Consider the following 15,214-nt stretch of genomic DNA (forward strand, 5'->3'; position numbering starts at 1 on the left):
GCCCCCCGCCGGCGGGGCGGCGGCGGGCCCGTCGCGGGCCCACCCCCCCGCCGGCACCCGGGCGGGGGCGGGGCGGCCGGTGACGACGGCGTCACGGCCGCGGCGCCGCGAACAGACGGCGTCATGGCCGCGGCGCCGCGAACAGGGAGCCGGGCCCGCCCCCGGCTCGGCGTCTCGCAAGCTCAGGGTGAGGCATTGAGCTCGGAGCCGGCCGACCGCCAGTTGTGCGGGGCCTGTTTGAGCGTGTACGCCGCCTCCGGCAGATCGTCTCGGACACGGATCATCCACAGGGCCAGCTCGGTGGTGAGGGTGGCACGCGTGTCCGCGAGCGCGGGATCGTCGTACCGGTCGTCCAGCTCGGCGGGGTCGGCGTCCAGGTCGTAGAGCTCGCCGCCGCCGCGTTCGTTCAGCAGCAGCTTCCACCGCCCCCGCCGGAGCATCACCGTCGTCCCCGACTGGGTGACGGTGTTGAGCTCGTCGAAGGTGCGGCCCTCGTACGGGAAGTGCAGCGGCGGTCGCTCGCCGGGGTGGTAGGACAGCCCGCCGAAGCCGAGCTCGGCGTACGCACTGGCGAACTCGCCGGCCGGATACGGTTTCCCGGTGAGCAACGGCCACAGGCTGCGCCCCTGGACGCCGGCCGGGATGCCGGCGCCGAGGGCATCGCAGATCGTCGGAAGCAGGTCGGCGAGCGAGACGAAGGCCTCCGCGTCGACCGCCGCCCGCACGCCCGGCCCGGTGGCCGCGAACGGGATGCGCGTCAGGCACTCGGCCATGCCCGCGCCCTTGCGCTGGAGCCCGTAGTCGCCGGTGTAGTCGCCGTGGTCGGCGACGAAGAACACCAGCGTGTCCGCGTCCCGCCCGGTGGCACGCAGGTGCGCGAAGAACCGGCGGAGCTGGTCGTCGATGAGTCTGAGCATGCCGCAGTAGTTGGCGCGGTAGCGCCGCCACTCGGCGTCGTAGCCGGGCCGCTTCTCCTCCGTCAGCTCGCGCAGCCAGGTGTACATGCCGCCTTTGCGTGCGGCGCCTTCGGGTCCTGCCAGCCGCTCGGGCATCTCCTCCGGGTCGAACATGCTGAAGTACGGCTCCGGCACCTGGTACGGATTGTGCGGCTCAGGAAAGGACAGCCAGGTGAAGAACGGCCGGTCGGCGGGCGTGCGGTCGATGGCGCCGATCGCTCCGTCGACGATCCGGTACGGAAACTGGCACTCCACCGGGAACGGCGTCGGCTCGTGCGCGACCGAGTGGTCGAGCTTCGTGAGCCACCGCTCGAAGCGTTCCTGATCGCGTGTGGCCGCGCCGTCCGGGCCGCGGTCGTGCCAGTACGGGGCGGCGAACGTGTCGAAGTCGGCGGCCTCGCGGTGGAAGTGCGTCTTGCCCGCCAGATGCAGCGCGTACCCGGCGTCGCGAAGCACGTCCACCAGGTCGGGCCCGCGCAGCACGTGCCGGGCGGCGCTGTTCTGCCGGACCCGGTGCGCGGACGGGTAACGTCCGGTGAGCAGGCTGATCCGGGCGGGCACGCACAGCGGAGACGTGGTGTAGGCCCGCCGGAATCGCACGCCGGTCTCCATCAGCCCGTCGAGGAAGGGCATGGTGTCCAGCGGGAAGCCGCTCGCGGCCGTCCAGTCGGCACGCTGCTGGTCGGTCATGATGAGCACGATGTTCGGTCGGTTCACGGGTCGGGGCCTCCGCTAGCGTTCCGCGTACATCGGTTCGGTGTAGTCCGAGCGCGGCTTCCAGTTGGGGAAGGCGAAGTCGTCCAGGCTGACCTGCGCGCCCTTGGCCTTGGCCGCGGCGATCGCCGTGTCCCGCTGCGCCGCGCTGTCGCTGGACAGCTTGGTCAGCGCCGCGCGGACGTCCGTGACGTCGCCGGTGAGCGCGCCCTGGACGATGTCTCCGAGGCTGGGGGTGACCGGCTTCGAAGCGATCTGCACCTGCTGGATGTCCGGGTTGCCGGCGATCGGCTCAGGGGCGAGGAAGACGCTCTCCTTGAACCAGGCGATCAGCTTCTTGTACGCGGGGTGCGCCTCTGACCGGTCGACGACGGAGATGTCTCGCGGCGGTTGTGACATGGTCCCGGCGACCCGGAGGGAGTATTCCTCGGTGGTGAAGTGGTCGCTCAGCAGCTTGCTCGCCACAGCGGCGTTCTTGCTGGTCGCCGACAACCAGTAGTCTCCCGCCTGCGGTGCGTGGTAGGTGGCCACGCCGCCGCCCGGCTCGGGGGTCAGGATGGGCCCCACGCCGAGCTTCTCGGCGAAGTCGGGCGCCGCCTTCAGCGCCACGCCGGGGCACCACGGGCCGTCGAAGTAGTAGGCGGCGATCCCGGCGGTCCACCGGGCCCGCGCCACGTCGTCCAGCCAGGAGTTCGCGCCCGGCACGAGCACCTTGTCCTGGCGCAGCGAGACCAGGAACTCGATCACGTTGACGTACTCGTCGGCATGGAAGGCGTACTCGCCGTCGCCGTACCTGACCCCGCCGGCGCCGGCGAATCCGGCCGCCTGCGCCAGGTCGTTGACCTGCTCGCCCAGCCGGTTCGGCATGCCGATGTTCCACACCCAGCCGTACGATCGGCCGCCGCCCGCGCTCTGCGCCTTTCTGGCCGCGGCTCGGAAGGCGTCGTACGTCCGCGGCGGCGCCTCCGGGTCCAGCCCGGCCCGTGTGACCAGCTCCTTGTTGAACCACGTCACCGCGGAGTAGGTCTGGTGGCTGAAGATGGGGAAGGCGTAGATCTTGCCGTCGAACGTGTGCAGGCCTTCGATGAGCGAGTCTTTGACCCTGGCCTCGGCCTCCGCGGTGAGCTCCAGCGGCCGCGACCACCCGGCGGCGACGAGCGCCGCGGCGGGCAGGGTGAGGCCGGCGTTGGTGCGCAGGTCCGGAAGCTGACCGCTCTGCTTGGCCAGTTGCAGCGCCTGGCCCATCTTCGCGGGGTTGTAGTACGTGTACTGCACGGGAACGCCGCCGGAGCCCTTGGCGAACTCGGCGAAGATCTCCTTCTTCGCCGTCTGGAGCTGGTTCTGGTGATCCCACCAGGTCAGCCCCTTGCCGGCGGCGCCACTGCCGCCGCCACCGCCGCATGCGCTGGTCGCGGCCGCGGCCGTCAAAGCACCCGCCGCGGCGAGGAACCCTCGCCGAGTCATCGCGGTCATCGGTCCTGCCTTCCACCACACGGCCCGCAGAAGGGTGTTGTGAAGAATGTTGCCGCGTGGCAAATTCATTCTTGCCACGCGGCATGCCACGCGGCAAGACTGTTCTTCAACAGAAATGTGTGCCGGGAGGGCGAGCGAGTGTGGTGACCCAACGAGACGTGGCACGGCTGGCGGGAGTGTCCGTACGCACCGTGTCCAACGTCGTCAACAATTTCGCGTACGTGTCCGAGGAGACCCGCGCCCAGGTGCAGCGGGCCCTGGACGAGCTGGACTACCGGCCCAACGTCGCGGCGCGCAGCCTCAACCGCGGGCGGTCCAGCCTGCTGGCCCTCGTGCTGCCGCTGGACGTGCCGTACTTCACCGAACTGGCCGCCCACGTGGTGGACCGGGCGGAGGAACGCGGATACACGGTGCTGATCGACCGCACGGAGGGGGTGGCGGAACGCGAGCGGCAGATCGTCATGCGACGCGACCGCTCGGCCCTCTTCGACGGGTTCATCTTCAGCCCGCTCGGCCTGAGCGCGGACGAGCTGCGCGACTGGGCGGGCGAATGCCCCGCGGTGACGCTGGGCGAGGTTCGGGTGGACGGCGTGGACCACGTCGCGATCGACGACACCGACGCCGCCAGGAGCGCGACCGCGCACCTGGCCGCGCTGGGCCGGACCAGGATCGCCGCCATCGGGCTGGTGGACCGGCCGACGGGCAACACCGCGGCGCACCGGTCGGCCGGCTACCGCCAGGCGCTGGAGGAGGCGGGGCTGCCGGTGCTGCCCGAGCTCACCGTGCCGGTGCTGCGCTACCAGCGCCAGGACGGCCGGCAGGCCATGGAGCGGCTGCTCGACCTGGCGCAACCGCCGGACGCGGTGTTCTGCTACAACGACCTGCTCGCGCTCGGCGCGATGCGGGCGGTGCTGGCCAGGGGGCTGCGCGTCCCGGAGGACGTGGCCGTCGTCGGGTTCGACGGCATCGAGGAGGGCCGGTTCGCCACCCCGCCGCTGACCACCATCGTGCCCGACAAGGAGAAGATCGCCGAGCTGGCCGTGAGCCGTCTGCTGGAGCGCGTCGAAGGCGACCAGAGCCCGCCCGTCCAGCTGGAGGCGCCCTGGCGGCTGATGGTGGACGAGAGCACTGCAGGCATGAACGGATGACGGCCGCGATCCCCGCCGCGGCCCGTCCCCGCCGCGACCGCACCACCCTGTACATCTGGGTCTTCCTGACCCCGACCGTGCTGCTGTACGGCGCGTTCACGATCTACCCGATCGTGGGCAGCTACGTCTACTCGCTCACCGACTGGAACGGGTTCGACGCCAGCGCGTCGTTCATCGGCCTGGCCAACTACCGCGAAGTCCTGGCCGACCCGATGTTCTGGAGCTCGTTCCGGCTGACGCTGGCGTTCATGCTGTTCGCGGTGCCGGTCCAGGTGCTGGCCACCCTGCTGATCGCGATCGTGCTCAACTCACCGCACATGCCGCTGCGCAAGCTGTTCAGGACCGCCCTGTTCCTGCCGGTGGTCACCACGACGGCGATCGTCGGCGTGGTCATGCAGTTCGTGTTCGACCCGGCCAGCGGCCCGGTGAACCTCGCGCTGCGCGGGGCCGGCCTGGCGCCGGACGGGATCGACTTCCTCGGGCAGTCCACGACGGCCCTGGGCACGACGATCGGCGTGTACGTCTGGAAGTGGTTCGGCATCACGCTGGTCTACTGGCTGGCCGCGCTGCAGACCGTTCCCGGCGAGGTGTACGAGGCGGCCCGCCTCGACGGCGCCGGCCCGCTGGGCACGCTCAGGTACATCACGATGCCCCTGCTCAAGCCCTTCCTGGTCATCATCACCCTGCTCTCGATCGAGGCGTCGCTGCAGGTCTTCGACCTCGTCCTGACCATGACCAACGGCGGCCCGTTCTACTCGACCGAGGTGATCGAGGTGTACATCTACCGGTGGGCCTTCGCCGCGACGGTCCCCCGGCTCGGCTACGCGTCCGCGGCGGCCGTGCTGTTCGGCCTGTTCGTCTGCCTCGTCGGGATGCTGCAGCTGCTCGCGATGCGCGCCACCCGCCGGACCAGGGGGATGGCGTGAGCCGCCGGCGCCGGGCGCTGCGCCGGCTGCCCTGGTGGATCGCCGCCGCCGTGCTCGCCATCGGCTGCCTGATCTGGATCTACCCCTTCCTGTGGATGGTCTCCGCGTCGCTGAAGACGTCGGCCGAGGTGTTCACGAAGGGGCTCGATCTGCTGCCCGGTGACCCCGCGTGGAGCAACTACGAGCGCGCCTGGGTCGAGGCGGAGTTCGGGAAGTACCTGCTCAACACCGTGATCGTCACGGTGTGCACGGTCGTCGTCGTGGTGGTGCGGTGTGCCATGACCGGCTATGTCCTGGCCCGCCACGACTTCCGCGGGCGCCGGATCATCATGGGCGTCCTGGTGGCCACGCTGTTCGTCCCCGCCGGTTACACCATCATCCCGCTGGTCGACCTGTCCCAGAAGCTCGGCCTGCTCAACTCGCTGACCGGCATGATCGTGGCGATGTCGGGCGCGGCGAACGTGGCGGCGATCCTGCTCTACTTCGGCTACTTCCGCGGCATCCCCAAGGAGCTGACCGAGGCGGCGCTCATCGACGGCGCCGGGTTCGCCACCGTCTTCTTCCGCGTCATGCTGCCCCTGGCCAAGCCGGTGACGGCGACGGTCACCGTGCTGACCTTCCTGTCCACCTGGAACGCGTTCTTCCTGCCGCTGGTCTTCACGTTCTCGCGGCCCGACCTGCGCACCGTCAGCGTCGGCATGCTCGCGTTCATCGGCGAGAACGCCACCGACTGGTCGGGCATGGCCGCGGCGGCGACGATCTCGCTGCTGCCCGTCGTCGCCTTGTTCATCGTGCTGCAGCGGTACTTCATCGAAGGCATCGCCGGCGCCGTCAAGTCCTGATCCGCCCCGTCTCCATCCCCGTCTCCATCCAGAAAGTGAGCACCATGTCCGCACGCCCCGCCGTCCCCCGCCCCGAGTACCCGCGCCCCCAGTTCGTCCGCGCCGAATGGCAGTGCCTCAACGGGACCTGGCAGTTCGAGCGGGACCCCGGTGACTCAGGGCTCGAACGCGGGCTGATCGACCGGGACCTGACCGGCGAGATCGTCGTGCCGTTCTGCCCCGAGTCCGAGCTGTCCGGTGTCGGCGACCCGGACTTCCACGCCGCCGTGTGGTACCGCCGCACCGTCCGGGTGCCTGAGGGCTGGGCGGGGCAGCGGGTGCTGCTGCACTTCCAGGCGGTGGACCACGACGCCACCGTGTGGGTGGACGGCGTCGAGGCCGGCCGGCACCGGGGCGGGTTCACCCCGTTCTCGTGCGATCTGGCCGCGGCGGCCGACCCGGCGCACACGTACACCGTGGTCGTACGCGCCCGCGACCCCCGCGGCGGCCCCCAGGCGCGAGGCAAGCAGGCCACCAGCTACGAGGGCCGCGGCGCCCACTACGGCCGCACCACCGGCATCTGGCAGACCGTGTGGTGCGAGCCGGTGCCCGCCGTGCGCCTCGGCCGGCCGCGGATCACGCCCAGCGTCGCGGCGTCCGCGTTCCGGATCACCGTGCCGGTGACGGCCGGCGCCGCTGCCGGCCGGGTCGGCTACCAGGTGCGGGTGACGGTGTCGGACGAGAACGGCGAGGTCGCTCAGGCGGGGGCGCGCGCCGACGTCGACCTCGCCCCCGAGCTGTGGCTGCCGCTGCCGGCCGGCCGGGTCCGCCTGTGGTCCCCCGAGGACCCGCACCTGTACGACCTGCGCGTCGACCTGCTCGACGGCGACGGCGCCGTGGCCGACACCGCAGAAAGCTACGCGGGCCTCCGCTCGGTCAGCATCGACGGGCAGGCGGTCCTGCTCAACGGCGAGGCCCGCTTCCAGCGGCTCGTGCTCGACCAGGGCTTCTACCCCGACGGCCTGATGACCGCGCCCACGGACGAGGCCCTGCGCCACGACATCGACCTCGCCGTGGCCGCCGGGTTCAACGGCGCCAGGCTGCACCAGAAGGTGTTCGAGGAGCGGTACCTGTACCACGCCGACCGGGCGGGCTTCCTGGTCTGGGGCGAGTTCGGGGACTGGGGCGCCAACATGGAGGGGCCCGCCGGCGACAACCAGCAGCCGACCGCGTCGTTCGTCACCCAGTGGGTGGAGGCGGTCGAGCGCGACTACTCCCACCCGTCCATCGTCGGCTGGTGCCCGCTCAACGAGACCTGGCAGCGGCTGCACGACCGGATCACCGTGCTCGACGACGTCACCTGGGGCATGTACCTGGCCACGAAGGCGGCCGACCAGACCCGGCCCGTGGTCGACGCCTCCGGCTACGCGCACCGGGTGCCCGGCGCCGACGTCTACGACTCCCACTGCTACGAGCAGGATCCCGAGCTGTTCGGCAAGCTGATGAACGGCCTGGCGGACGGGACCCCGTACGTCAACGCCGACCCCGACGGGACCGCCTGGTCGGTGCCGTACGCGGGGCAGCCGTACTTCTGCAGCGAGTTCGGCGGCATCTGGTGGAACCCGGACGTGCGCTCCGACGAGAGCTCCTGGGGGTACGGCGAACGCCCCACGAGCGAGGAGGAGCTCCAGGAGCGCTTCGCCGGGCTGGTCGCCGTCTTGCTCGACGATCCGAGGATGTTCGGCTACTGCTACACGCAGCTGACCGACGTCTTCCAGGAGCAGAACGGCATCTACCGCTTCGACCGCACGAGCAAGCTGGACGTCTCCCGCATCCGCGCGGCCCAGCTGCGCCCGGCCGCGATCGAGCAGGACGAGCGGTGATCGGTGCGCCCTTACGGCGGCGCCTGGCGCTCGCCGTCGCGTTGATCGGTGCCGGGGCGCTGCTGGCGGCGACCGCGCCCGCCGTCGCCGCCGCTCCGCGATCGGCGAGTGCCGTCTCAGCACCGGCGAACGCCGCTCCGCGATGGGCGACCGCCGTCTCAGAACCGGCGAACGCCGCTCCCCAGGCGGCGACCGCCGTCCAGGAGGCGACGACCGAGATCAGCGGCCGGGTGGTGGACGCCCGCAGTGGCGCGCCGGTCGAAGGGGCGAGCGTGCACGCCTCGCGGACCACCGGCTTCGCCACGACCGGCCGGGACGGTGCCTTCGTCCTGACCGGTGTGCCCGAGAGCGCCGCCCTGGTGATCGCCGCCAAGGAGGGATACGCTTTCGCGTCCGCTCCCGTCGGCCGTACGGTCACACTCGAGCTGGCCCGTGACACCGATCCGGCTCGCTCGGAGTACCCGCGCCCCGACGCCGACCGGCGGCCGTTCACCGGCGGCGACTGGCTGTCGCTGAACGGCACCTGGTCGTTCGACTTCGATCCCGGCGACGTGGGGGAGCGGGAGCGGTGGTTCGACCCCAGCCACGCGTTCGGGAAGGCCGTCCGGGTGCCGTTCGGCTACCAGTCGCTCGCCGCGTGGGGCGAGGAGGAGCTGGCGACCAAGGAGATTTTCCGCAGCGCCTTCTCCCGCTATCGCGGCACGGTCTGGTACCGGCGCTCCTTCACCGTCCCGAAGAATTTCTCCGGCTCGGAGGTGCGGCTGCGCATCGGTGCGGCGGACTGGGGTGCGGCGGTCTGGCTGGACGGCGAGCCCGTGCTGCCGTACTCCGGCGACGGCTACACCGAGATCAGCGCCGGGCTGGGCTCTCTCGCGCCGGGCTCGCCGCATACGGTGACGATCCGGGTGGTGGCGCCGCTGACGACGGCGGACTCCCCGTACCCGATGGGCAAGCAGACGGGTGAGCCCAACGGGGCGGACACCGGCTGGTTCAGCGACGTCGGCGGCATCTGGCAGTCGGTGTGGATCGAGCCCTACGCCGGCGCGCGGCTCACGCGGACACGGGTGACACCCGAGCTGACGTTCGAAGGGGACGCGCGCACCCCGTCCACGGCGAGCGCGAGGATCGACGTCGCCGGCGTCGGGGCGGGCACCGCCGGCGTCACGGTGAAGGACCCGCGAGGCAAGGTCGTCGGCACCGCCGAGGTGTCGCTCAGCGACGGCGAGGGCAGCGACGGCGAGGGCACGGCCACGATCCCGATCGAGCGCCCGCGACTGTGGGAGCCGGACGATCCGGCCCTCTACACCGCCGACATCCGGCTGGGCGACGGTGACGGTGTCCGCACCACGTTCGGGCTGCGCGAGATCGAACGCGCGTGGGCGCCCGGACACACCGGCGAATATCAGTACGTCCACCTCAACAACCGGCCGATCTACCTGCGAGGCGTCCTCGACCAGGGCTACAACCCCTGGGGCCTCTACACCTACACCGGAGTCACCGCCGGCCCCGACCTGCGTACCGGGACCGAGGCCGACCCGGGCCGCGGCTCCATCTTGCTCGACCTGAAGAACGCCAAGAGGCTCGGCTTCAACGTGATCAGGAACCACCTCAAGGTCAACGAGCCCGCCTACTACCACTGGGCGGACAGGCTCGGGCTGATGATCTGGTACGACCTGCCCAACGCGGGCTGGCACTCCCTGGGCCCGGAGGCGGAGCGGCTGTTCGAGGGGCTGCTGCGCAACACGTTCGCGCGTGACCACAACCACCCGTCGATCGTGATCTGGACGATGTTCAACGAGTCGTGGGGCATCAACGAGGAGCCGTGGCAGCAGCCGATCCCGCCGCGGGCGTTCCCGTACGTGCGCAGGATGGTCCAGCTCGCGCGCGACCTCGACCCGTCGCGGCTGATCGTCGACAACTCCGCCTGCTGCCAGAACGGCCACCTCGACACCGACCTGAACGACTTCCACTACTACCTGTCCACCTACGACGAGTGGAAGAAGCTGCTCGACGGGTTCGACGCCCAGGTCCGGCCCGGCTCCACCTGGAACTTCGACGACGGCGCTCAGAGCGGGCAGCCGTGGCTCAAGTCCGAGTTCGCCGTCAAGTCCGGTCAGTTCCCGCACACGGCGAGCCTCTTCCGCGCCTATCCGAAGCTCAACGGCTACGTCGGCGTCCAACTGGCCGAGACCGAGCAGGAAGTGCAGAGCCCGGTCACCTTCGACCGGCAACCGAACGAGCCGGAGTTCATGGACCATCGCGGCCGGCGCCGGGGCATCGAGATGTTCCAGGGCGACGACGCGATCTCCCTGATGGGCAGGTCGGCACGGACCGTCGACCGCGGCGGTGTGATCGAGGTCCCGGTCAAGATGAGCCACTTCAGCGACACCGACCTGTCCCGGGCCACGCTCCGGTGGAAGATCGGCGGATACGACGCTCAGGGCCGCTGGATCGCCGCCGCCGGCGGCGGTTCCCGGCCGGTCGCCCCCGCCCGCTACACCGTCACCGACGCCGGTACCGTGGCGGTCACCGTGCCCGGCGAACTGCTGACGGGGTACGTGTGGATCTGGCTCGACGCCGGTGGGCGAACGGTCGCCGAGAACACCCTCACCTTCGACACCCCGGCCCCCGGCGGCGGCTTCTCTCCCGGCGCCGTGAGCGCCCAGAAGTGGACCGGCGGGGCAGAGGCCCAGACCACCGGCGGCGCGGACCAGGTCACCGGCCACGGCCGCGGTTACTTCGAGTACGAGGTCGAGGTGCCCCAGGCCGCCGCCCGATCGGGGGCGACCCTGATCGCGGAGGTCGCCTCCGCCCAGTCCCGCGGCTGGTACGACCCCAACAACGTGACCACCGCCCGCCGCAACCCCACCCGCCTCACCGTGTCCGTCGACGGCAGCCCGCTGCCGGCGATCGAGCTGCCCGACGACCCCCACGGCCCGACGGCGCTGGCCGGTCGATCACGCGGTTCGCTCACGGGCGACTTCGGCAACCGCTACGGGTACCGCGTGGCCATCCCGATCCCGGCGCGGCGGCTCGGCGACGCCGGTACCGTCACCTTGCGTTTCACCTCCGACGGGGGCGGGCTGTCGATTTTCGGCGTCCGCTCGGGCCGGCACGGCACACCGCCCACGCTGGCCGGCGGGCGGATCACCGTGCCCGACGAGCGGCCACGGTTCCGCGCCGTCGACTCCCGGCTGTCGGTGTACCAGGCGCCGGCCGCGATCTCTCCTGATACCGGCACCGGCACGGTGATCGTCTCGGTCGTCAACGACACCGCCGGAACGGCGGGAAAGGTCAAGGTGGGACTGGCGGCGCCCGCGGGCTGGACCGCGACCGCTGCCGAGCCGGACGTGATCGGGTCGCTGAAGCCCGGACAGGCCCGGCACGTCGCGTTCGCCGTACGGGCCGGGTCGGGCGTGCGCACCGGCCAGAGCGCGGACTTCACCGCCACCGCGAGCTGGAGTGGCCACGCCATCCAGGCGATCAGCACGTCCACGGTGACCTTCGCCCCCGACGCCTACGCCGAGGCCGGTGTGGACGACACCTTCGACACCGACTCCAGCGCCGCTTACCAGGTGTTCCAGCCGTCGGCGGCCGAGGCACTGCCTCGTCTCACCTTCGGCGGCGGGAGCCTGCGGGCGGAGGGGGCGGGCGCCTACTACGGCATCGTCGCCCATGAGTCCGGGCCGTCGAGCCCCCGCGCGGCGGTGATCGTCGATCACGGCCAGTGGGCCGGCACGGGGAAGGGGCAGGACGCCCTGTTCAACGGGCTGATCAAGGATGAGCGCAACTACGTCCTGGCCTGGACCGGGATCAAGGGCCAGCACGGCATCGACATCAGGATCGACGGCAGGCTCACCAACGCCTGCTGCTCCTCCGCGCCACTCGAACCCGGTGATCGGTGGGCTTTCGTCCTGGACGGCAACGCGATCGGCATCTGGGTCGATCGCGGACTGGGCTGGGCCCGGATCATGTCGAGCACGACCCAGAGCCGGATCGACTTCACCGAGCCGGGCGCGCTGGACGGCTGGCACTACGCCGTCGGTCTGCGCGGCAACGCCGGAACCCAGGCGATCACCCGATTGGAGGGCCGCCACGACCCCGGCTGATAATGGCGGGTGCCCTTCACCTTGAGCCATGTCGTCGCGATCCTGCCGGTACGGCGCTGGTTACCGCCGTCGGCGCTGGCCGTCGGGGCCATGGTGCCCGACGCGCCGTACTACCTGCCGCTGCCGTTCTCCTCGGCGAGCACGCACGCCTGGTGGGGAGCGCTGCTGCTGGGCCTGCCCGCGGGCGTGCTGCTGCTGGTGCTGTTCCACCAGGTGCTGCGGGCCCCGCTGGCCGAGCTGGCTCCGGCCGGGCTGCGGGCCCGCCTGCCGGACGTCGCCCGCCCGGCGCCCGTGGCGGTGGTGGCCGGACTGGTCGCGGGGATGGCCACGCACCTGCTCTGGGACGCCTTCACCCAGGTCGGCGGCCCGGCGGTGATGCACTGGGAGCTGCTGCGGCAGCCGGTGGTCGGCGCGCACCGGGTGTTCAACGTGCTGATGTACGTCAGCTCCGCGGGCGGCCTGCTGATCCTGGCCGGCTGGCTCGCGCACTGGTACCGGCAGACGCCGGTCCGCCCAGCAGCGCCGCCGCGCGTGGCGACGCGGGTGCGTGGTGTGGTGCTGGCGGCGGCAGGCCTGGCCACGGCCGCCGGTGCCGTCATGGGGCTGACCTCCGACCGGGCAGCGGTGAGCGACTACGATCTCGTCCGCAGCACGATCCTGGGCGGCGCCGACGGCGCTGCGGTGGCCCTGGGCGTCTACGTGCTCGCCTGGCACGCCTGGACGGTGTTCAACCACCGGCGCTCGCCGCGGTGGCGCGGCGAGCCGGCAGGACGTCGGCGAACGGGCTGAGCCGCCCCCATCCGGCCAGCTCCCTGACCAGCCACGGCGGCGCGACCACCGTCATGCCCCCGGCCCGCTGCGCCGCCGCCAGGCTGACGGTCCCCGAGTACCAGCGCACCAGCCAGCCGGTGTCCACGGTGACGATGCCGTCGTCGTCGAACCCGGGAGGCTGGGCGCACACCTCGTTCCCGCTCCTGGCCAGCAGCAGCCAGTAACGATCGGGCCGGGACCCGTCGGTGAGGTCGAACCTGACCACGATCCGCCGCCGCGGCAGCGTCGCCGGATCGATCAGCCGCGACAACATCCACAAGGCGAGGTACGGGTCGAGATACTCCGGCGGAACCTCCCGCCACCGGGCGCCCCACACCCCGAGCGCCATGCAGACCTCGATCAGCTCCATCCCGCAGTCGGTCAGGTGATACTCCACCGCCCGGCCCCGCCGCTCGCGCTCGACCACGCCGTCGCGCTCCAGCCGCCGCAGCCGCTGCACCAGCACGCTGCGCGACAGCCCCGGCGCCCCTTCCAGGATCTCGCCGAACCGGTGACATCCGACGAACACGTTCCGCAAGATGATCGGCGTCCACCGCTCGGCGAACACCTCGGCGCCCAGCGCGATGGGGCAGTACTGGCCGTATCCCCGCATGCGGCCACCATGGCCGCGCCGGGCCGCGAGGGGAAGTGCGAATTCCGTACCTGCCAGAGGTTCGGATTCCGGTCGTCGCGGGTCCTGACCTCGGCCTGTCCGCCCACCCGGCCCCGTACCAGGCTGAACGGCGACCACGGAAGAAGGGGATAAATCATGAAATCCGTTCTCGCGCCGGCCCGGTCCGCCTGGCTGGTCGTGCTGCTCACGCTGGCTGCGGCGATGCTCCTGCCCGCGTCCCCGGCCTCAGCCGCGATCCCGGGACTGCAGCGCCTCGTTACCACCAGTCCGTCCAACTCCACCGGCAATCCGAAGGCCGCGTCCGCCACCTGCCCGGCCGGCAAGAACGTGATCGGCCTGGGCGGGTACGTCACCGGCGGCAACGGCCAGGTCGTGCTCACCGAACTCCTCCCCGACGCGATGTCGGCCAAGGTCAGGGCCGTCGCCTACGAGGACGCCTCGGGCTACGACGGCGACTGGTCCGTCACGGCCGTCGCGGTGTGCGCGGACCCGCCGCCCGGCCTGCAGCGGGTCTCGACACAGAGCCCCGGGGACTCGGACGCCAAGGAATGGACCGTGACCTGCCCGAATGGTAAGAAGATCCTCGGCCTCGGCGGCCGGCTCAACGGCTTCGAAGGCCGGATCCTCCTGGACGCGCTGCAGCCGTTCGGCGGCGTCAGCGGCCAGCTGCACGCGTCCGAGGACGCGGCCGGCCTGGGCGGGAACTGGTCCGTCACGGCCGTCGCGATGTGCGCCGACCCCCTTCCCGGCCTCGTCACGCCCGCGAACTGGAGTGCCGGCGATTCGTCCGCGCCCAAGTCCGTGGACGCCGTCTGCCCCACCGGCGCGGTGGCGATCAGCGCGGGCGGGCTGATCGCCTCCGGCGTCGGCGAGTACGGCCGGAACAAGGTCATGATCGACCGCCTCGACGTGCCCGCCGCCCTCGACCGCGGCACGGCCGGCGCGACGGAGGCCGAGGCCGGCGCGCCGTTCTCCTGGCACGTGGTAGCGGTCCCGCAATGCGCGAAATCCTGAGCCGGGTACTGGAGATAGCTTCATCAAGAGCTCCATACGCTGGATGAACATCCATAGTCAGGCGAGGACGGGGATGGTTCTCTGGGGTCATGAGATCCATGACCACCGAAGGACGCACGGTCGTACCCGCCTGTGAAGGCCGCGCCGTGCGGGTCGCGGCCGGGCAGCGCGTCAGCGTCGTCGATCTGGAGGGCGGCCAGGTCGGCGACGTCTTCGCCTTCGTCCCCGCACCAGAGGGGGCCGGAGCAGCGCCCGAGCACCTGAGCGCCGCGCACACCCGCGGCGCCACGAACCGGCTCTTTCCCGAGGTGGGGCAGCAGTTCGTCACCGACCGCCGCCGCCCCGTCCTCACCCTGGTCGCCGACACGTCTCCCGGCTGGCACGACATGCTGATCCCGGCCTGCGACCCGGCCCGCTACGCCGCTCTGGGAGCGGGCGCGCACGCCTCGTGCGCGGACAACCTGAAGCGGGCCCTGGCCGAAACGGGGCTGTCCGTTCCGTTCACGCCGCAGCCCGTGAACGTGTTCATGCGCATCCCCGTGCAGGACGACGGGCGGTTGCGCTGGCTGCCGTCGGCCAGCCGCCCGGGAGACGCGATCACCTTCCAGGCGGTCACGGACTGCGTGGTCGTGGTGTCCGCCTGCCCGCAGGACCTCGTGGAGATCAACGGCGGCGCGCCGACGTCGCTGGCCATCGACCTGCGGTCCTGACGCCCAGCATCTCTGA

Annotated in this window: 11 protein-coding genes; 8 read left to right on the plus strand and 3 right to left on the minus strand. The window is 71.5% G+C overall.

The window, feature by feature from the left end; all coding sequences use genetic code 11:
- Positions 1-182: 182 nt before the first annotated feature.
- Together AB0C28_RS44845 and AB0C28_RS44850 are read right to left on the minus strand one after the other, a co-directional pair.
- Positions 183-1,673: a sulfatase-like hydrolase/transferase gene (locus AB0C28_RS44845; protein WP_358081973.1), complete on the minus strand. Its 1,491-nt coding sequence runs from the start codon at positions 1,671-1,673 to the stop codon at positions 183-185.
- 15 nt (positions 1,674-1,688) lie between these two features.
- Positions 1,689-3,143 carry an extracellular solute-binding protein gene (locus tag AB0C28_RS44850; RefSeq protein ID WP_358081976.1) on the minus strand — a complete coding sequence of 485 codons (1,455 nt, stop codon included), beginning with the start codon at positions 3,141-3,143 and terminating at the stop codon, positions 1,689-1,691.
- A 140-nt stretch (positions 3,144-3,283) separates the two neighbouring features.
- Here AB0C28_RS44850 and AB0C28_RS44855 point away from each other — a divergent pair, with 140 nt between their 5' ends.
- The 6 genes from AB0C28_RS44855 to AB0C28_RS44880 are packed head-to-tail and all read left to right on the plus strand — an operon-like array spanning position 3,284 to position 12,819.
- Positions 3,284-4,291, plus strand: coding sequence for a LacI family DNA-binding transcriptional regulator (locus tag AB0C28_RS44855; RefSeq protein WP_358081979.1), 1,008 nt, complete (start codon positions 3,284-3,286; stop codon positions 4,289-4,291).
- A complete protein-coding gene (locus AB0C28_RS44860; RefSeq protein ID WP_357857344.1) occupies positions 4,288-5,217 on the plus strand; it encodes a sugar ABC transporter permease in 930 nt (309 codons plus the stop codon). The genes AB0C28_RS44855 and AB0C28_RS44860 overlap by 4 nt, the downstream gene beginning before the upstream one ends.
- Positions 5,214-6,059, plus strand: a complete 846-nt coding sequence (locus tag AB0C28_RS44865) for a carbohydrate ABC transporter permease (RefSeq protein ID WP_219912129.1) — start codon at positions 5,214-5,216, stop codon at positions 6,057-6,059. The genes AB0C28_RS44860 and AB0C28_RS44865 overlap by 4 nt, the downstream gene beginning before the upstream one ends.
- A gap of 44 nt (positions 6,060-6,103) precedes the next feature.
- Entirely contained in the window at positions 6,104-7,921 is a 1,818-nt protein-coding gene (locus AB0C28_RS44870; RefSeq protein ID WP_358081982.1) for a sugar-binding domain-containing protein, read from the plus strand.
- Positions 7,918-12,030 carry a glycoside hydrolase family 2 TIM barrel-domain containing protein gene (locus tag AB0C28_RS44875; RefSeq protein WP_358081984.1) on the plus strand — a complete coding sequence of 1,371 codons (4,113 nt, stop codon included), beginning with the start codon at positions 7,918-7,920 and terminating at the stop codon, positions 12,028-12,030. Before AB0C28_RS44870 ends, AB0C28_RS44875 begins: the two co-directional genes overlap by 4 nt.
- A 21-nt stretch (positions 12,031-12,051) precedes the next feature.
- Entirely contained in the window at positions 12,052-12,819 is a 768-nt protein-coding gene (locus AB0C28_RS44880; RefSeq protein ID WP_358081986.1) for a DUF4184 family protein, read from the plus strand.
- Here AB0C28_RS44880 and AB0C28_RS44885 read toward each other — a convergent pair.
- Complete coding sequence (locus tag AB0C28_RS44885; protein ID WP_357857356.1) at positions 12,758-13,453, minus strand: helix-turn-helix domain-containing protein; 696 nt, start codon at positions 13,451-13,453, stop codon at positions 12,758-12,760. The two genes, AB0C28_RS44880 and AB0C28_RS44885, sit on opposite strands and share 62 nt — an antisense overlap.
- Before the next feature lie 156 nt (positions 13,454-13,609).
- Here AB0C28_RS44885 and AB0C28_RS44890 point away from each other — a divergent pair, with 156 nt between their 5' ends.
- Positions 13,610-14,488, plus strand: a complete 879-nt coding sequence (locus tag AB0C28_RS44890) for a hypothetical protein (RefSeq protein WP_358081989.1) — start codon at positions 13,610-13,612, stop codon at positions 14,486-14,488.
- Positions 14,489-14,586: 98 nt separating this feature from the next.
- Positions 14,587-15,198 (plus strand): urea carboxylase-associated family protein, encoded by a 612-nt coding sequence (locus AB0C28_RS44895; protein ID WP_358081992.1) that lies wholly within the window; start codon positions 14,587-14,589, stop codon positions 15,196-15,198.
- The last annotated feature ends 16 nt before the right edge of the window (positions 15,199-15,214 follow it).

The organism is Nonomuraea sp. NPDC048892 (genome assembly GCF_040649735.1).
GTDB lineage: Bacteria > Actinomycetota > Actinomycetes > Streptosporangiales > Streptosporangiaceae > Nonomuraea > Nonomuraea maheshkhaliensis.